Origin of the sequence: Bacillus sp. 03113, from assembly GCF_006546985.1 — a bacterium.
In the GTDB taxonomy this organism is placed as follows: Bacteria; Bacillota; Bacilli; order Bacillales; family Cytobacillaceae; genus VATK01.
This window is the reverse complement of record NZ_VATK01000007.1, coordinates 63,543-82,573: the sequence shown is the minus strand read 5'-3', so window position 1 is coordinate 82,573 and position 19,031 is coordinate 63,543. Positions and strand designations below refer to the sequence as shown.

Below are 19,031 nucleotides of genomic sequence, written 5' to 3'. Positions count from 1 at the left end.
CTATGCCTCCTTTCTCATACGAGGATCAAGAATCATACTTATGATATCAACCATTAAATTACAAATAACAAACATGATTCCCATTATTAAAATGTAGGCTTGAATAATTGGAAAATCCGAATTAAAGATAGCTGTAACACATAATCGCCCAATGCCTGGCCAAGCAAAGATATTCTCGACAATGACGGTTCCTGCAATCAGTTTTGGAATAGACATTCCTAGTGCCGTAATGGAGGTTTGTAAAGAATTTTTTAAAGTATGCCGTATAATCGTGCTTTCTTTTAACCCTCTAACTCGTGCATAAAAAATAAAGTTTTCATTTTTATTATTGATCATATTATTTCGAATAAGTCGAACGTAAGTCGAAATAAACCCAAATGATAGAGTGATAGCTGGCAGGATAATCGAGCTTGGTTTTTCCATCCCGCTTGTATCGAACCAATTCAATTTGACAGCAAAAAACCACATAAGCAATATTCCAATCCAAAAGCTTGGTACAGCGGAGCTTAAAAACACGATCGCTCTCATGATTTTATCAATGATGCTCCCCTCATATATGGCACATAGCACACCAATAGCGAGACTAAAAAAAAGAATGATCATAAGGGTAACTGCTGCAAGAGAGAATGTTGCTGGAAAAGCTAAAGCAATCTCATCAGCAACTGGTTGATGAGTCACAAAGCTTGTCCCAAAATCACCACGTAAACAATCTCCTAGCCAAGTGACATATCGTACTAAAAATGATTGTTCAAGACCCAGCTCCTTACGCATCGCCTCCACCATTTCTTCCGTTGGAGTAACTTGATTTACTCGCAGGGCAATTTCTGCTGGATCACTCGCTCTTAAATTAATGAGTACAAATGCTAAAAACGAAATACCAAAAATCATAGGAATGACAGCTATTACTCGTTTTAAAATATACTTTTCCAAGGTACTTCTCCTCTGTAATCATTTATAAAAATTCTGCTGCTATACAAAAGAATACCCCTAAGCAAGGGCTTAGGGTATAAACACTCAAAAATTAATTTTCAAAATACATTTTTTCAAAAGGGATCTCGTACTGAGAAACATTAAATCCAACCCCTTTAAGGTCTTTTATATGAACCGCTTTTGTAACTGAATAGGTTATAGGGATATAGACGGATTCTTCATGTATATAAGTAAAAATATCCTTGTACATTTCTTTGCGCTTTTCTTCACTCTGCTCAATCATCAGATCTGTAATCGTTTGATCAAGCCATTCTTTCTTCTCAAGACCTGCTTGGGCTTGATAATCTGCATGTGATGGTACACGCCAAGAAGAAACATACGTCTGTGGATCATAAGGCAATCCCCATGAAAGAGAGTACATCAAATCAAATTTACCTGTTTTTTGACGATCAAAATATGCTTGTTTTTCTTCACCAACAATTTTAAGACTGACGCCTACCGCTTTAAGATCATTTTGCATCGACTCACTAATCGGGCGCTCCTGCGCATTGTCTGAATTAAAGTAAATCGTCACTTCCATCTTTTTTCCATCTTTATATCGATAGCCGTCTTTCCCCATTTCCCATCCAGCTTCTGTTAACAATTGATTGGCCTTATCTTCATCATACTTTAGGCCTTTTAAACCAACATTGGCATATGGAACAGAAGGTGCCATTAGAGTATCAGCTACTTTTTCAGCACCGTTTAAAATTCCATCTGCAATCACTTGCTTATTAACCGCATATTGTAATGCCTCACGCACTTTTTCATCACTTGTAAATACTGACTGTGTATTGATCACGATTGCACGTGAACCAACGGGATGACTCACAACCGCACTATATTTCCCCTGTTCTGTTAATGCTTTAAAAGAATCGCTATCAATCATATCTCCATCAGAGCCAAATAGGAGATCAACCTCTCCTTTTTCCAATGCTAAAAGAATCGTCTGGTGATCCGGCATTACTTTCCATTTAATCGATTTGATTTTCGGCTTATCTCCCCAATAATCTTCATTTATAGTAAATTCTGTATATTGATCTTTTTTATGTTCAGCTAGTTTATATGGACCGGTTCCTGCATAACCATTCACACCGTTCGCAGTCGTTCCATCAATAAAACAGTTTGGAGAAATAAATCGGAATGGACGAGTAAGCCCAAGCTCTTGAAGCGTTGGATAATAAGGATTCTTCAAAATAAGCTGAAAGGTATGTTCATCCACGACCTTTGTCTCTTTTATTTCAGCAACTAAATTGAGCCAAGAATTCTTTTCTACATTATGAAGAACAGCATCTATATTTAACTTAACCGCTTCTGCATTGAAAGGAGCTCCATCCGTAAAACTGACGCCTTTTCTTAGGTGAAATGTGTACACTAAGCCATCAGGCGAGATATCCCAGCTTTCTGCTAAAGCTGGTTTCACTCCTTCACTCGTATTCTTTACTAGAGACTCAAAAACAATATTTTGTGCTGCCATCTCACCGCCGTAAAGATGCGGATTAATGTCGCGAATATCCTTTGTACTCGCGAAGATGAGTTGATCTGACACTTTTTGAGAAGCCTCTTCCTTTTTGCTCGCACAACCTGATAAAAATAGAACCGCACTATAGATTAAAATAAAAAAATAAATCCAATTTGTTTTTTTCATGTTTGTTTATTCCTTTTTCAGTATATTTTTTAAAATTTAATTACTTAAATCGAAATGATAACGATTTGAATTTTATCATATCAGATTATTGTTTTCAATCTTTTTTATAATAGATTGAAAGATAGAGTAACTGATCAATACAATATCCACCTCTAGCAGAGATCGTACATATATGTTACATTTACCTTTGCTTGAAAGGAGAAATGAACATCATGACTTCAAAACAAACTGATGCAATAGTAGATTCGGCAAAAATGAATTTTTCAAAGACTAAGCAATTATATAAAACTATTTGGCGTTGGCATTTTTATGCCGGTTTGATTTTTACACCTTTCCTGCTTATATTAGCCGTCACAGGTGGAATATATCTTTTTAAGCCTCAAATTGAACAATATATGTATCAGGATCTTTATCAAGTTGAAGCTCAAAACGAAACAATTTCACCCTCTAAACAGATTGAATCCGTTACGAGAAATTATCCTGATGCTGAAGTAGTCAAATATAGACCTAGTGTCAGCTCCACTCGATTCGCCGAAGTAAAGATTAATTTACAAGGTCGTTCATTTACGGTGTTTGTCAATCCTTATAATGGACAAATAATTGGTGAGCTAAATGATGCAGACCGTTTAATGAATAAAATTGAGGAGTTACACGGTGAATTAATGGCTGGAACAATAGGAGACAGGATCGTTGAATTAACGGCCTGTTGGACGATTGTCCTTATTGCTACGGGCCTTTATTTATGGTGGCCTAAAGGAAAAAGAAAGTTCTTGGGAGTTGTGATACCAAGATTTTCAAAGGATAAAAAAATACTTGTGAGGGATTTGCATGCAGTACCTGCGTTTTGGATCTCTGCTAGTATCATATTTTTAGTTTTAACAGGATTACCGTGGTCAGGCTTATGGGGGAAAACATTTCAACAAGTTACAACCAATGCTGGAGTTGGGTATCCTCCTTCGATTTGGGTTGGAGATGCCCCTAAATCGAATATACAAACGAAAGAAGTTGCAGATGTTCCATGGGCAGCAGAAAATTTACCAGTTCCAACATCAGAGATGCAGCCCTTTATAAAACTATCACTTGATGATGTAGTGAACATTGCAAAAGAGCAAATGGTTTATCCGGGATATACGATATTTATCCCTCAAACAGTGGATGGTGTGTATACATTATCGAATTTTCCTGATAGAGCCCAGAATGAAACAACGATGCATATTGATCAATATACTGGAGCTATTTTAGCTGATTATCGTTATGTTCACTATGAACTTGTAGGGAAGGTGATTGCTCTAGGGATTACAATCCATAAAGGATTACAGTTCGGATTGATTAATCAACTATTAGGCTTGTTGGTGTGCATTGGAATTGTTGGAGTTGTGATTAGCGGAGTAATCCTATGGTGGAAACGAAAGCCGAGCGGTGAGCTTGGAGCACCAAAAGTGCCGAATACGCAAACGATGAAGTTTATCGCACTGATCATATTATTATTCGGGATTATATTTCCATTGGTTGGAGTCTCACTCATAATCGTTTGGATCATCGATTTTCTTCTTATTCAAAGAACACCGAAGCTTAAGAAGTTTTTTAATGCATAATATGAGGTGCAAAAAACATGAATAAAGGGTACTTTTATTTTTCTATTTCTATGATTTTACTTTTATTATCCGCATGTACAGTGGATCCTAATGCATCTAATTTATATAAAAAAGAGAAACCACTTGAGGTTGAGTTTCTCTTACCTGAAGCGATTTCATTAAATCAACAGCATCTGTTAAAAGTTAAGGTGACACAAGAAGGTAAGCTAGTCGATGCTGCCACGAATATTCAATTTGACATTTGGCAAAAAGATCATGATGAAAATAGTGAAGTCATTCAAGCTCAGCATGACGGAAATGGAATTTATTATATTGAGAAAACGTTCGCCAAAGCTGGTATATACTATATAAAAGCAGATATTAAAGCTCATGATTCGCATGTTATGCCAACGAAACAAGTGATTGTCGGAACTATATCTGATGAAGAATTAAAATCCCTGCTGAAAAAAGATCAACCTCATTCTGCTCATCATAGTCATCACTAATGAAAAAGAGGTTAAGCTATTAAAGTTCAACCTCTTTTCAATTTTATGATTAAGCTAAATAAATGCTCACATGTTTTTCCTTTATAGACCTTTTCACATCTATCACTCGCTGGTTACTAGAACCTCGAAACTTCAAAGTTAAATCTCTTTTACTTAGCTCAAATTTCCCATCCACTAATACATCAATGTGTAGAAGCATTTCCTTCTTTAGTGGATCACGAAGGATTTCTTCAAATGTAAAGCCACTCCAGCACCAAATGTTCTTGTCCTTACATTCCTGTTCGATCCGAATGAGCAAATTTGTTAAGACTTCAGGATGCTCGAATGGCTCACCGCCGAGCAGTGACAACCCCGCTATTCGAATGGATGGATGATTTAAATCGGCAACGATCTTATCTTCCGTTTCTTTTGTATAACGTTCACCATATGTAAAATTCCATGCTACCGCATTCCAGCAACCCTCACAATAATGCTTACATCCGCTAACAAACAGCGAATGTCTCATTCCTATTCCATTTAATAAATCAAAACGTTTATAATCTGCATAGTACATGTGCAATTCCCTAGCTATGCTTCACTCGACTATTGATTTCCTGAAGCCGGCCTTTAATCGGCTTTCGCTGAATAACAGAGCCAAGATAGCCGCATAACCTGCGAATACACGAGGTTGTTTCTGGATGGTGATTGCCGCAGTTCGGACAAGTGAAACCTTGAGCTTTTGATTCAAATTCCCCTTCAAACCCACATTCATAGCAGCGATCAATCGGTGTATTTGTACCGAAATAACCGATGCGGTCATAGGCATAATCCCATACTACCTCAAGCCCTTCAGGATTATTGACTAAAGAAGGAAACTCACAATAATGAATAAAGCCGCCTGTTGTATAAGGGGCGTAGACCATTTCAAAATCGATTTTTTCAAACGGACTAATTTTTTTACGTGTGTCATAATGGAAGCTATTTGTATAATAGCCCTTATCCGTAATGTCTTTAACTTCTCCAAACCGTTCAACATCCATCCGGCAAAAACGATCCGTTAACGATTCTGACGGGGTTGAATAAACACTAAATCCATAGCCTGTCTCTTTACGCCAGCGAAGCGCGGTTTCCTTTAAGGCTTTCATGATATCTAGTGTAAAAGCCTTCGCCTCTTTATTCTCTTCCCATTCTCCTCCATAAAAAACCGTCGCCGTTTCATAAAGCCCAATATACCCTAATGAGATGGTTGCTCTTCCATTTTTAAATAGATCTCCTACTACCTCATCTGCTTCAAACCTTTTTCCAGTTGCTCCATATTGATATAGAATCGGTGCATTTTTCGCACTTGCACGATTCAGCGTTTCAATGCGGAACATTAGTGCTTCAAAGATAATATCCATTCTTTCATAAAAAAGAGACCAAAATGCTGTTTTATCCCCTTTCGATTCCATCGCGATTCGTGGAAGATTCAGCGTGCAAACACCTAAATTATTTCGTCCATCGGTTATGTATTCTCCATCCTCTTGATAGGAGGACAAAAAGGACCTGCATCCCATCGGACTTTTGAAATCGCCAGTAATTTCGACAATTTTGTCATAGCTTAAAATATCTGGATACATCCTTTTCGTTGAGCATTCTAGAGCAAGTTTTTTTATGTCATAGTTTGGATCATTTGGTTCAAGGTTTACCCCACGCTTTAATGTAAAAACAAGCTTAGGAAAAATCGCTGTTTTTTTATCCCGTCCGAGCCCGTCCAATCTCACCTTTAAAATAGCTCTTTGTATTTCTCTTGCAAACCAAGACTCTCCTAATCCAAAATTAAAGCTAAAGAAAGGTGTTTGCCCATTGCTAGAAAACAAGGTGTTGATCTCATATTCTAACGATTGCATCGCATCGTAAATTTCCTTTTTCGTCATTTTATAGGCATATGCTTCTTGCTTTTCTTCATCTTCAATCCATTCCTTCGCATAGTTGAGGTGCTTTTGAAAGCTTTTGATTGCATACGGCTCTAATATTTCATCCGCTTGATTAAACGAGGTTCCACCATAAATATTGGAGGAAACGTTCGCTACAATTTGTGCAACGAGTGCAGCAGCCGTTTTAATTGACTTTGGTTCTTCAATATCGGCATGCCCAATAGAAAAACCATTTTCAAACATCCCTTTAAAATCAATGAGCATGCAATTGTACATAGGAAAAAAAGGAGAGTAATCCAAATCATGAAAATGGATATCCCCATTTTCATGTGCATATGCCACTTTTTCCGGAAGCAAATAGCGTAAAGCATAATCCTTTGCAGTGATTCCCGCAAGTAAATCTCGCTGTGTATTAAACACATTGCCGTCTTTGTTTGCATTTTCGTGTGCTATATTTTCTTCAAGTGACATTAATGCCCCAATTTTTTCATCAAGTTTTGTGTATCCAGCTATTTTTGTCAACTGCCATCACCTTCACATCATTTTGTTCAGCAAACTCATTATAGCAACATATAGTATGCTCTGGTGATCACAAACACAATATATTGTGTCAATCTTATGAATTCGTAAAACCTTTCACTTTGTCTACTATTCTCTTTTTCATCTTATGATTAATGTGTAACACAGTATGGGAAAATTCAATATTTGATATATGACCTAATATAATAGTAGACTTATAGAAGTGAAATTTTTCGGGAGAGTTTCTACAACCGAAATGAAAACTTGAAAAGAAAGGAATATTACAAGTGATCATTTTGAAGTTAATTGGCTTTGTTATTTTATTTTTTCTTTTTTATTCTGTCATTCCAACCGTACTAATCCGTTCATTTGAAATAGGTATTACGAAAAGGTTGAAGGAAGAAAATACAATTGCTTTAACGTTTGATGATGGGCCTGAACCTCCATATACCATTGAAATACTAAATATTTTAAAAAAATATCAGGTAAAAGCTACTTTTTTTGTTGTTGGAGAAAAAGTAATAAGGAATCCTGAAATCATAAAACGAATGCACCTAGAAGGTCATACAATTGGGATTCACCATTTTAATCATGTTTCTAGCTGGTTCCTTTCACCATTTGGATTACAAAAGCAATTAGAGCAAACTAAAAAAGCGATATCTGAATGTATAAACGAAAACGTGATTTATTATCGTCCGCCATGGGGACACTTTAATCTATTTACGTTACTTATCAGTAGAAAATATCAAGTCGTGACATGGTCTGATATTTTAGGGGATTGGAAAACCTCTGTAAGTAAAAACTTACTTTTAGACAAATTGAGATTGACTAAAAAGGATGGTTCTATAATTGTCCTTCATGACAGTGGGGAAACTTTCGGAGCCGATCATGATGCTCCCAAATATATGATCAAAAATCTAGAAAAGTATATTCAAGAATGCCAACAAAAAGGTATCCAATTCGTTGCTTTACATGATTATGAAATTTATAAAAATGGTAGAAGAAATTTACCTAGCCATAACAAGGCAAAGTGATCTAAAAATCTTCCATAAAACAAGAGGTTATTATGAATATTGAAACAATCATGCACTACATTCATTTATACGGATATGCTATTATTTTTCTTTTTTTATTTTTGGGGATTGTCGGAATTCCTGCACCTGAGGAATCCCTTCTTTTTTTAGTAGGGGTTTTAATTGCTCATCATCATCTTCACTTTGGCTATACGCTGTTAAGTGCTTTTCTTGGCGCGTTTTGTGGGATGCTAATCGCTTATGGATGCGGAAAATTTATTGGCTACCCGTTTATAAAAAAATATGGCAGGTATGTTGGAATCACCGATCAACGCTGGCAAAAAGCGAAACAAAAATTTGAAAATAACATGCGAAAAACAATTATGTTCGGCTTTTATCTACCTGGAATTAGACAAATTAGTCCTTACTTTGCTGGAATTGCTAATGTTCCTTTCAGGTTATATTTTCTTTTGTCTTTCCTTGGAACCATTCTTTGGGTTGCCCCGTTTATTGCGATTGGTTATTATGCAGGAGATAAGTTTCATATAAATCCAATATATGTTCCTTATGTAGGAATCTTTTTATTCGTTCTTTTCGTCCTATATGTAGGGATAAAATGGATCATAGAAAAGCGTAAAAAACACACAGAAAAAGAAATATCTTAAGATTTCTTTTTGCGTTTTCTTGCAGAAGTTTCTAATACCTATTAAACTTGGTGTTTTATAGATATTGGATGAACTTTTTTGTCGAACCATAAGTCTTTTTTAAAGTATATAATGAATGTTCTCTCATAGGGAGGAAATATCTTGAAAAAAGTATTATTTTTACCATTATTACAAATGTCATCGGGACATCATCGAGTAGCTGATGCTTTAATAAATCAACTAAGCAAAGATGACGATCTGATAGTTAAAAAAATAGAGTTAATAAGTTATACAAATAACCTATTAGAAAAAATGGTGACTCGCTTTTATTTAAACTGGATCCGCTACGCGCCTAGCACATATGATTGGGTATATAAAACATTTTTCTATTCAAAGTCACCAAAAACAGCCCTATTAAAATGGTACAAGCCATTTTTTATGAAAAAATTAAAGCAGCTATTATTAGAGGAGCAGCCAGATCTGATTATTTGCACCCATGGCTTTCCATCCTTTTTATTAAATCAATTAAAGTTGAATGATCAAATCGATATCCCTGTTATCAATGTTTATACCGATTTTTTCATGAATGATATTTGGGGAAAAGAGTGCACAGATCTCCATTTTGTTCCAAGTCAAGATATCAAACAAGAATTACTGACTCGGTTTCATATTCCTGAAAGGAAAATAGCTGTAACTGGAATCCCTATTCATAGTGAATTCTATACTAAGTCAAAAAGAAGAAAAAGAAGCCTAAGAAAAAAAATCTTAGTGGCTGGCGGCAGCCAAGGATTAGGGAATATTTCCAGTTTAATTAATGAAGTGAAAGAATCGGCACAATTTGATTATCTAGTTCTTTGCGGTAATAATCAAAAGCTATATAAACAAATTCTTTCATGGGGCCTACCGCATATTCGTCCCATTCCTTATATAGAATCACGAAGTGACATGAATCATATATATGATGAGGTAGATGGAATCATTACGAAACCAGGGGGCGTCACGATTAGTGAAGTACTGCAAAAAAAGCTTCCTATCTTCATCCACTCTGCTCTTCCGGGTCAAGAGGAAGTAAATTTAAACTATTTAAAGAAACAAGGTTTAGTCATTGAACTAAAGCCAGATCAATTAATAGAAAGCCAGTTACTTTCTATTTTAATGAATCCAATACGAATGTCGAATTTATCTTCCCATATGGCGTCATATCAAAAGGGAATAGAAGTTAATGGTGCAGAAAGTATCGCATTAATCGAAACAGTCCTTAATAAAAAAACGTACAAAGGAAAGATCTATGCGCTCAATGATCGTCTTCGTGCTTCAACATCCTTTTCATATATGAAATAAATCCTCCAAGAGACTATCAGAGATGAAGTCTCTTTTTATCTTTTCCTTTAAAATAGATTTTTTGAAAATGAATGAACCATTTCTTATATAAAAAAGTCTTTTTGATCGTATCTTGCTAGAAAGACCTTCAAACAAAACTTTGTTTTTATTGATAGGTCATGGCTTTGCTTTCTGTTATAGGAAATATAAAATAGTTAGTTTTTGTTAGTTATGAACGTTATGCATCGACGTCCAGCTTCGATGTACAGGATGTACAAGTGCCGATGTTGCCACAGGACGTGGCGTCCTTAATCGGCCAGCGCCTATCGACTATCAAACTTCAGGCCTTCTCCCTACGATAAGTCAACATCGATTCGCTGTCGCTCATCGTGTATCCTTTATCTCAGTCGAAGTCCCTCCAGTTTGTACGTCGATGATCAAGGCGCATGCGCTTTTGGTTTTTAATAGGGAGTTGAAAATGTTGGAGCAGGAATTAACTCATTTAATACAAGAAGCAAGAGGTGGTAATCAAGAAGCTTTTACTGCTCTCGTTTCTAGATATAAAGGAACAATTTTTCGGCAGGCCTATGCCATGATCAATGATCGTTCAGAAGCAGAAGATATTGCACAAGAAGCTTTTGTGAAAGCATACTTATCCTTAGCTAAGCTTGAAAATGATTTTGCTTTTGTGTCTTGGTTAACTAGGATCGTGACCAACCTTTGTTATGACAAGCTGAAGAAATTAAATAAGGCGAATATCATTAGAATTGATATTGAAGAACAAGATTCACTTTTGAGTAAAGCAGCGTTAATAGACCAAATGGATTTAAGATTAGAAATCAAAGAAGCTATGCAGCAATTATCTGCTGATCATCGAATTGTGTTGGTTCTTCGTGATGTTCAGGGGTATTCATATGACGAAATTGCCGACATATTAAAAATCCCGATAGGGACTGTTAAATCTCGTATTCATAAAGCACGTATGATTTTAAAAAATGAACTTACAAGAGGTGACGGAAATGAATGAACATGTCAACCAGCTCCTGTCTGCTTTTATTGATGATGAACTAGAAAATGAGCAGCGTAAAAAAGTTGAAAATCATTTAGCGATTTGTCCATTTTGTCATTCTGAATATATGGAATTAGAAGCAATAAGAAAGGAATTATTCTCGTTTTACCAATCTATTGAAGTCCCGGATTATCATTTTGAAAAGGCTGTAAATGAAAAATTGAACAGATCGTCTTTCTCATATCAAAAAATAACTTGGCTTATGACATTCTTGGCCTCATTCCTTGTATTCATGCTCTATATGAAATTTGGAACTACCTTATATGCAGGTATAACTTTTACTTCTGCCTTTGTTGGTGTTTGCATCAGCTTTTTTCATGTACTCGTTTCGATTCTCGCAACCATTCCTTTTTTACTAGAAATTCTTATCATCACCCTCATCATTGTTGTTGGAATCACCTTATGGTCCGTTCAATATTTAATAAGAATAAAACATCCATTAAATAAGGAGAGGTACGAATGAAAGGCCGCATAATTTTGGCAGTTATTTGCCTGATTTTTATTTTTAGTTTTTTCATGATAAATCCTGCTTTTGCTTTAGAAAAGGAAAGTATTGTTCATAATAAACAGACCTTAATCCCAAAAAACGAAAAAGTGGACAACCTTATTGTTCTTGGTCACGATGCTACTATTAATGGTGAAGTGAAAATTTCTGTCATCGTTATCGATGGAGATCTTACAATTAATCAAACCGCAAATATCAAAGGATCCGTTCTTGTCATTGGAGGTAAGGTACATCAACAAGAAGGAGCAAAGGTTTCTGAACATATTATTGCAATTAATCTTAATAGTCAAACGGCAAACAGCTTTATCGTTGGGGGTATTTTACTATCAGCACTTTTTATCGTTCGACTGACCTTTAGTATTTTATTGACGATGATAACCGTTGTAGCAGGAGTTATGATGAGTAAAAAACGAATCAAGGAAACCGAAATCCTGTTTCTAAATTCAAAAAAATTATTAGCGATTGGATTTATGGTAAGTATTGCACTGGGAGCCATCAGCATCTTGCTAACCATTTTAATTATCGGGATTCCAGTTGTACTCCTAATTTTGATGGCCATCATCTTTTCTTTTGTACTCGGAATGGTCATTTTAAGTCGGAGAATTGGAGAGCAATTTGCCATTATGAAAGATAAACCTGACTGGCTTGTTCTCTTAGTCGGCTCTGTAACCCTTGTTTCACTCATAAATTTCCCATTAATAGGTGGAATTGTGCTATTGATCATCCTATGGCTATCACTAGGTTTCTCCGTTAATTATATTTTCAAAAAAGTACGTAGATAGGGATAGGAGCTAGACACCTATCAAATTTCAAAAAGCTTTCTCACTTAATTAATTTTATGGTATTTTATTACAAAAATAATTCAACTTACAAGTTTGTTAAAAAAACGCTAAAATAGTAGAGGCAGTACGGATGTAGTTTGAAAGGAGTTTTTTAAGTTTGAAGAATTATAAGGTACTTAGTTTTCTATTATTAGCTAATTTGTTTTGGGCAGGAAATTACGTATTTGGTAAATACGTTGTAGCTGAGATGCCTCCATTGCAATTGACATTTTCACGATGGCTTTTTGCCATTTTTCTTTTATTTCCAATCGCTCATGTTGTCGAGAAACCTAATTGGAAACAGGTTTGGAAGGAATGGAAAATTCTTTTAATCATGTCTTTGTTAGGTATTGTAGGATATAACTTTTTATTGTATGAAGCGTTGAAATACACGTCTTCCATGAATGCAGCACTCGTGAATTCCATTAACCCAGCTGTAATAGTTCTATTCGCTTCTTTGTTTTTAAAGGAAAGAATTTCGATCATGAATGGATTTGGGCTTATTATTTCTCTGTTTGGTGTTCTGCTCGTTCTAACGAAAGGACAGATTCAACAACTATTTTTAATTCACTATAATATCGGTGATCTCTTAATGCTAGCAGCGATCCTTGTTTGGACCTTTTATAGTATTTTAGGTAAAAAGATGAAGAAAATACCTCCGATTGCATCCACCGCAGTCTCAGCCCTGTTCAGTGTATTGATGCTACTCCCATTTATCCTTACTTTCGGTGTTCATCTTCCACCTAGCAGAGAATCCGCTCTAGGACTTTTGTATATTGCCATTTTTCCATCTGTTTTTTCATTTATTTTTTGGAATGCTTCTGTTCGTGAAATTGGACCGAGCCGTGCAGGAATCTTTCTTAATTTAATTACCGTCTTCACAGCTATTCTTAGTGTATTATTAGGAAATTCTATCACATTTACCCAGATTCTAGGTGGTATTCTTGTGTTCCTAGGTGTTTATTTTACTAGTCAAAAAAAGAACCCTGCAAAGCTTAAGCAATTAAGAAAAGGTATCTTAGGAAGTAAATAATTAAAAAACTGTTTATCATGAACTTATTATTTTATACACACATTACCCACAAGTAAACTGTGGGTAATGTGGATAAGTGAATAAGATCTCAAAAAAACTATCCACAACCTTCAATTTTATCCACATTCTTTGCTTTATTATCCACAATTACTACTATTAAAGAATGAATATACAATCATTTCTTTGAACAAACGAAATCTTCACTTATATCACTTCAATTCATTTTGTATAATAAGATATAGAAAATTAGATAAGAAGGATGATAACGATGATCGTAAAAACAGATGAGGATTTAATAGCACTTAAAGAGATCGGAAAAATCGTGGCAACGATACGAGATGAAATGATTACTAAAACAATTCCAGGGATCACGACAAAAGAGTTAGATAATTTTGCGGGAGAACTTTTTGAAAAATATGGAGCGATTTCTGGTCCAATTGGAGATTATAATTTTCCTGGATTTACATGTATCAGTGTTAATGAAGAAGTAGCTCATGGAATTCCAGGAAATCGTGTCATTCAAGAAGGTGATTTAGTCAATATTGATGTATCAGGATCTAAGAACGGATATTATGCAGATACAGGGTTATCCGTTGTGGTTGGAAGGGGAAATGAGGAACTAATTAAACTTTGTGAAACCGCAAAAAAAGCCTTTGAAGCAGGATTAAAAAAAGCGAAAGCTGGCTCAAAGCAAAACGGAATTGGCAAAGCAGTTCATCTAACCGCACGACAAAATGGTTTCACAGTAATTATGAATCTTACTGGACACGGAGTCGGTAAATCACTGCACGAATCACCTGAATATATTCTTAATTACTTTGATCCGACTGATAGCGATTTACTAAAAGAAGGAATGGTTATTGCATTTGAACCATTCATTTCAACTAAAGCCGAAGAGATTGTTGAAAAAGGAGACGGCTGGACATACATTACACCTGATAACAGCTTAGTTGCCCAAATCGAGCACACAATTGTCATTACAAAAAATGAGCCCATTATCTTAACAATGTAAGAACATTAGAGAGGTTTTCTAAAAAGGATTTAGAGACCTCTCTTTCACTTTTTAATACTATGCCGCTCCTTATACAAATAACAATCAATATCAACCCTTAGATTTCCTAAATGAATGAATCATCCAAACATTTTCTGCAGCGGACTTCCTTCTTTAATGATGTCTTGAATATCATAAATCGAAATTGGAAAGTATGGAAACCCATATGCATAAGCCGTTAGTTCATATAGCTGATAATAAAGAACGAGTGACTTATCTGCTATATAGTAGTCTTGATTTGGGTGAATGGATTTAAAAGGCTCGAATATAAAAATATCACGTTCCTTTATTTGTTGACCAACTATTTTAGAAAGCACCTCTACATAATGGCTATCCGGCTTAAATAAGTCTGCTAGCTTATATTTATCTCCTGATTCCACATTAAAGGTTAGACCAATGATATAAGTCATCCCATGTGCTCCACCTGAAAAAGAATAATGCTCAATCGTTAAACTCAAAACACCTCTTTCATTCGTTTTTAGTTCAAAAAAACCTGTTATTTCCGTTTGTGGATTTTCATAGTATCCTTGCTTTTGAATCAATTCCCTTACCGTTTTCATTATTTGTTGATTGATCTTTGTTTGTGCTGATTGGTTAGCAAGACCATAAACAACTGGAACATACACATCCAATCGAGGCTGCTTTATTCTTTGTACCGCTATTTGTGTAGGTAACTGCATTCCCCTATCCCATCCTCTTTTTTGATCTATCTTATAGCCTATTCATGGTCCTTGTTTTATTTTCACCAGTATTATTGAAAAAATAAAAAGAAGCCAATACTCTCATTCAAATTGGCTTCTCCTCCTTATTCATGATTATTTTGCAACAGTAATTCTTCCATTATTAGTAGATAGCTGGATCAAATTTTCTCCATTCCCAATAACCGCATTACCGCTATATTTATCCAAAATATTGATCCGACCATTATCTACATGAACATTAAAGGTTACGTTAGACGGTTCCTTTTCGGTTTCAACTTCAATACTTCCGTTATCGGTATCTAATTTCATTGGTCGATCTAGGTCTGTAGTTTTAATAGATATTTTCCCATTATTGGTTTTCCCATTAATTTTTCCACTAACCTGTTCAAGCGTCAATCTTCCATTATCTGATTCTACCTCAACATTATCAGAGAGAATATTTTTTAATTCAACATGACCATTATTTGTTTCAGCATTAAGATTTTTAATTTCTAAATCCTCTACTTCCACATGACCATTATCATTATCAATTTCCATTGCTTCGTATTGCTTTTCTGGTAAAGACACCTTCACTGTTAATGATTTTGTTAAAAAATCGAAGCTAAAAAGCTTAAAATGCTCTTCTTTAAGTTTAATTATAAGCTTATTTCCTTCTGCATTAGCCGTGAAGGCTTGTTTTGTGTTTTTTGAACCTTTCCCTGATAATTCTACTTTTGTAACGGGATCTTTTGTTGGTACAATTTCTACGCTAGCATTGTCTGAATCTACCTCGACAGCGGTGATATTATTTTGAGTAAATGTTTTTTCTTCTGAAACCAAAATACCCCTATCTGTAAATCGAAATGTTAGGAGACTTCCTGCTGCTCCTATTAATAATAGAATAAGTGCAATGATCGATAACTTTTTTAAATTAATCATTCTTTAAGCCACCCTTCACAAGTGCTGCATTAAATTTCAAGTAACGAACAAATCCGTTTACTACTGCTTTTGTTGCAAAGTACATCCCAATTGCGATAAATAATCCAATTCCACAAAACATAATTGACGCAAAAATGTCAAAGAATTCAAATGTTCCTGGATTAATGACTGCACTAATAAGAACAAGCAATGGCGAGGCTACCAACCCTACGCTAGCTGCCCATCCTCCAATAATAGCTCCAGCCAAAGCAATAAATGGTCCCAAGACAATCACTAAGTTGAAAAAACTTAAACCAATGACTGCCCAGATCGCTCGAAAAATATTTCCTGTTGTTGCAGTAGCTTCCACTTTTTCAAGATGGTACGAAGCCAATAATTCTTTCGCAATTTGATTCGGTGAACCAAGTGAATCTGCAATTTCTTTTTCAGTTTTTCCTTCTTCTAAACCGATCGTAAAATGCTCTTCATAATCCAGGAGAATATCCTGTCGTTCTTCAGCAGAAAGCCTGTTTAAAGACGAATTTAATTGTTTTAAAAATTGTTCTCTAGTCATTGCCTACACCTTCTTTTATTAATTGATTGACTCCACTAGAAAATTCATTCCATTCTGCAATAAGCTCGTGAAGATAGCCTCTTCCCTTTTCTGTTAATTTATAATATTTACGTGAAGGCCCCTCAGTAGATTCCTGTAAGTACGTTGTAAAGTATTCTTCTTTTGTAAGTCGTCTAAGAAGCGGATACACCGATCCTTCCGATATTTCAATTTGGTTCGAGATTTTCTGAACCAATTCATACCCGTAGCGATCCTTCTTATCCAAAAGCACCAGTACACATAGCTCTAAAACTCCTTTTTTAAATTGTACGTTCAATGGTGAATCACCCTATTCTTAGTATTATTTAGTACTGTTTATTGTTTAGTACTGTGAAATAAAAATACCTTATGGATATAATATATCACTTGGTATTGTTTATTGCAAGGTACTGATAATAAACTAAATGCCCTTTTATATTAAAAGACTCCTTAATTTGTCGCAACTTTTGATTTAAAAAAGTAATATGAATGTAAACAGAAAGAAGACACCGATATTAATCGGTGCCTTCTTCGTTAGTTAATTTAAGCATTTTTCTTGTTTCATCGACCCCAACACCGTATTCTTTAAACTTCCCATCTTTCACCAAGATCATCGTAGGTGTTCCTGTTACCTCTATTTCACTAGCTTTTTTTGGTGTTTTATTTCCATAAGGCGTGTTATGAACCGCTACAATCTCATCTTTTTTGTTCACTTCAAATGTCCAATATACACTAGGATTACTTTGTATGGCTTTCAGGTCAACACCTTCATAATAAGTTTCTTTTCCATCTACCATTTTTCCGATCACACGATCATACTTTTTATGATGTCCTTCCCAATCATACCAAGCCTCTTGATTATTAGCAGATTGCATATCCACAATATAGATTGGAATATCACTATTTTTATTAAAATCAACGACTTCTTTTTCTATCTCTTTGCAATACTTACAAGTTGCTTGCCAAAAATAAACTAAATATTCCTCATCGTTTTGTTCATACGTTTCCTTATAGTCAATCCTTTTTATATCATTAATTGTCGCATTTACATTCTTCGAAAAAAACCATATTCCGATAAAACAAATAACTATAACCATAATAATAGAGATGAACATTACGCCTGATTTTTTCTTCATATAATGCTCCTTTTAGAAAGTTTGATCAACTCCCTTAGAGTATAAGAAAAAAAACCGCCGAAATGTATCTATCCAAGAAAATGTCATGAAATGGACAAGAATAATGGAAATGAGATCTACTGTAATGACTTATTTGTATACTTTATTTCATCATATTTTTAATTCAATTAAAGGTAAGGTTAGTTTTTTTGTCATATAATTTCCTAGCAATAGACATAAAAATAATGAATATATGATTAATACTGTATAATTTTCTGCTAACTGCTGCAGTGTTCTTTCAGGAACAAATATCTCATTCAATTTGATTATAAAACCATGTAATAAATAAATATACAAGGTTCGTTGCCCTAGTACAGTTAATTTATATTCTTTCTTAGGTACTAAAGAAAAAAAGCAAAATAATACGATTGTTGTTAATACATATTGCCCGCATCGAATCAAGCCATCCGCTATTTCTTTTACACCCATATCAGCATACGATGTATCACCAAGCAGCCATGGGATAGCTTCTTTCGGAAATGAAACACTAAAAATTAAAACAGTTCCAAGAATCATGACCAGACTAAGGGCAATAGAAAATTTTACTCTTTTTAACCAGGTAATATGTGATGAATTTAACAAATATCCTAGTAAGAAATATGGAAAAAACACGAAGGTTCTTGAAAGACTTAAATAGCTCCCTACTTCATCTATATATCCTACCCCAATACCAAGTGCAATGGATAGGATTAAACCATACCATCTCCACCTTGCGAAGACGTATAAAAGAATATTCCAACAAAATAAACTTAACAAAAACCACAAAGTCCAATGAGGCATAAAAAGATCAAACGTTAACGTCTTCTCATGCCCACTCCAGTAGTAAAAAAAAGAGTAGATTCCTTGAAAGATAAAGTATGGCAATAATATTTTTTTAATCGTCTTCAAAAAATAGCTTTTTTGTTGAAATCCTTTAGAAAAATGTCCACAAATGAGAATAAAAGCAGGCATATGAAAAAGAAAAATAACAGAATATAGCGTAAATAGGATATTATCTCCTTCTTTAAAAGGACTGATAACGTGACCAAATACAACTAAAAAAATTAAAAATAATTTGGCATTATCAAAATATAGATTCCTGTTAGAAGTTGTTTTCAAA

The 19,031-nt window shown here is 34.8% G+C and carries 19 protein-coding genes and 1 pseudogene; 10 read left to right on the top strand and 10 right to left on the bottom strand.

Annotation, left to right across the window (positions count from 1 at the left end; genetic code table 11):
* Together opp1B and nikA are read right to left on the bottom strand one after the other, a co-directional pair.
* The gene (gene opp1B / locus FDO66_RS08045; protein WP_141432130.1) at positions 1–930 is read right to left on the bottom strand and encodes a nickel/cobalt ABC transporter permease; all 930 of its coding nucleotides are present in this window, start codon (positions 928–930) and stop codon (positions 1–3) included.
* A 91-nt stretch (positions 931–1,021) separates the two neighbouring features.
* A complete protein-coding gene (gene nikA, locus FDO66_RS08040; RefSeq protein ID WP_141432129.1) occupies positions 1,022–2,617 on the bottom strand; it encodes a nickel ABC transporter substrate-binding protein in 1,596 nt (531 codons plus the stop codon).
* 212 nt (positions 2,618–2,829) lie between these two features.
* Between nikA and FDO66_RS08035 the strand changes: the two genes are divergently transcribed.
* The gene (locus tag FDO66_RS08035; RefSeq protein WP_141432128.1) at positions 2,830–4,212 is read left to right on the top strand and encodes a PepSY-associated TM helix domain-containing protein; all 1,383 of its coding nucleotides are present in this window, start codon (positions 2,830–2,832) and stop codon (positions 4,210–4,212) included.
* 17 nt (positions 4,213–4,229) lie between these two features.
* The gene (locus FDO66_RS08030; protein ID WP_141432127.1) at positions 4,230–4,697 is read left to right on the top strand and encodes a FixH family protein; all 468 of its coding nucleotides are present in this window, start codon (positions 4,230–4,232) and stop codon (positions 4,695–4,697) included.
* A gap of 49 nt (positions 4,698–4,746) precedes the next feature.
* On the opposite strand, the gene nrdG is transcribed toward FDO66_RS08030, so the two are convergent.
* Both nrdG and nrdD read right to left on the bottom strand, forming a co-directional pair.
* Positions 4,747–5,250 (bottom strand): anaerobic ribonucleoside-triphosphate reductase activating protein, encoded by a 504-nt coding sequence (nrdG, locus tag FDO66_RS08025; RefSeq protein WP_141432126.1) that lies wholly within the window; start codon positions 5,248–5,250, stop codon positions 4,747–4,749.
* A gap of 10 nt (positions 5,251–5,260) precedes the next feature.
* Positions 5,261–7,093: pseudogene (gene nrdD / locus FDO66_RS08020) on the bottom strand (anaerobic ribonucleoside-triphosphate reductase); the annotation flags it as partial.
* A gap of 305 nt (positions 7,094–7,398) precedes the next feature.
* Here nrdD and FDO66_RS08015 point away from each other — a divergent pair.
* The 8 genes from FDO66_RS08015 to map all read left to right on the top strand — a co-directional run bounded on the left by FDO66_RS08015 (position 7,399) and on the right by map (position 14,528).
* On the top strand, positions 7,399–8,145 hold the full coding sequence (locus FDO66_RS08015) for a polysaccharide deacetylase family protein (protein WP_258535654.1): 747 nt from the start codon (positions 7,399–7,401) through the stop codon (positions 8,143–8,145).
* A 32-nt stretch (positions 8,146–8,177) separates the two neighbouring features.
* Positions 8,178–8,789, top strand: a complete 612-nt coding sequence (locus tag FDO66_RS08010) for a DedA family protein (RefSeq protein WP_141432125.1) — start codon at positions 8,178–8,180, stop codon at positions 8,787–8,789.
* A gap of 141 nt (positions 8,790–8,930) precedes the next feature.
* Entirely contained in the window at positions 8,931–10,109 is a 1,179-nt protein-coding gene (locus tag FDO66_RS08005; RefSeq protein WP_141432124.1) for an MGDG synthase family glycosyltransferase, read from the top strand.
* 457 nt (positions 10,110–10,566) lie between these two features.
* A complete protein-coding gene (locus tag FDO66_RS08000; RefSeq protein ID WP_141432123.1) occupies positions 10,567–11,115 on the top strand; it encodes an RNA polymerase sigma factor in 549 nt (182 codons plus the stop codon).
* Entirely contained in the window at positions 11,108–11,620 is a 513-nt protein-coding gene (locus FDO66_RS07995) for an anti-sigma factor family protein (RefSeq protein WP_181444491.1), read from the top strand. Before FDO66_RS08000 ends, FDO66_RS07995 begins: the two co-directional genes overlap by 8 nt.
* The gene (locus tag FDO66_RS07990) at positions 11,617–12,444 is read left to right on the top strand and encodes a hypothetical protein (RefSeq protein ID WP_141432121.1); all 828 of its coding nucleotides are present in this window, start codon (positions 11,617–11,619) and stop codon (positions 12,442–12,444) included. The genes FDO66_RS07995 and FDO66_RS07990 overlap by 4 nt, the downstream gene beginning before the upstream one ends.
* A gap of 157 nt (positions 12,445–12,601) precedes the next feature.
* Positions 12,602–13,516, top strand: a complete 915-nt coding sequence (locus tag FDO66_RS07985; RefSeq protein ID WP_141432120.1) for a DMT family transporter — start codon at positions 12,602–12,604, stop codon at positions 13,514–13,516.
* A 268-nt stretch (positions 13,517–13,784) separates the two neighbouring features.
* Entirely contained in the window at positions 13,785–14,528 is a 744-nt protein-coding gene (gene map, locus FDO66_RS07980; protein ID WP_141432119.1) for a type I methionyl aminopeptidase, read from the top strand.
* 119 nt (positions 14,529–14,647) lie between these two features.
* On the opposite strand, the gene FDO66_RS07975 is transcribed toward map, so the two are convergent.
* The 6 genes from FDO66_RS07975 to FDO66_RS07950 form a co-directional block, all read right to left on the bottom strand.
* Positions 14,648–15,247 carry a DUF3298 and DUF4163 domain-containing protein gene (locus FDO66_RS07975; protein ID WP_141432118.1) on the bottom strand — a complete coding sequence of 200 codons (600 nt, stop codon included), beginning with the start codon at positions 15,245–15,247 and terminating at the stop codon, positions 14,648–14,650.
* A gap of 135 nt (positions 15,248–15,382) precedes the next feature.
* Positions 15,383–16,186, bottom strand: coding sequence for a DUF4097 family beta strand repeat-containing protein (locus tag FDO66_RS07970; protein WP_141432117.1), 804 nt, complete (start codon positions 16,184–16,186; stop codon positions 15,383–15,385).
* Positions 16,179–16,739: an HAAS signaling domain-containing protein gene (locus FDO66_RS07965; protein WP_141432116.1), complete on the bottom strand. Its 561-nt coding sequence runs from the start codon at positions 16,737–16,739 to the stop codon at positions 16,179–16,181. Before FDO66_RS07965 ends, FDO66_RS07970 begins: the two co-directional genes overlap by 8 nt.
* Positions 16,732–17,055, bottom strand: coding sequence for a PadR family transcriptional regulator (locus FDO66_RS07960; protein ID WP_141432115.1), 324 nt, complete (start codon positions 17,053–17,055; stop codon positions 16,732–16,734). Before FDO66_RS07960 ends, FDO66_RS07965 begins: the two co-directional genes overlap by 8 nt.
* 217 nt (positions 17,056–17,272) lie before the next feature.
* Entirely contained in the window at positions 17,273–17,893 is a 621-nt protein-coding gene (locus FDO66_RS07955) for a thioredoxin fold domain-containing protein (RefSeq protein ID WP_141432114.1), read from the bottom strand.
* 150 nt (positions 17,894–18,043) lie between these two features.
* A complete protein-coding gene (locus FDO66_RS07950; protein WP_258535653.1) occupies positions 18,044–19,030 on the bottom strand; it encodes an acyltransferase family protein in 987 nt (328 codons plus the stop codon).
* Position 19,031 lies beyond the last annotated feature (1 nt).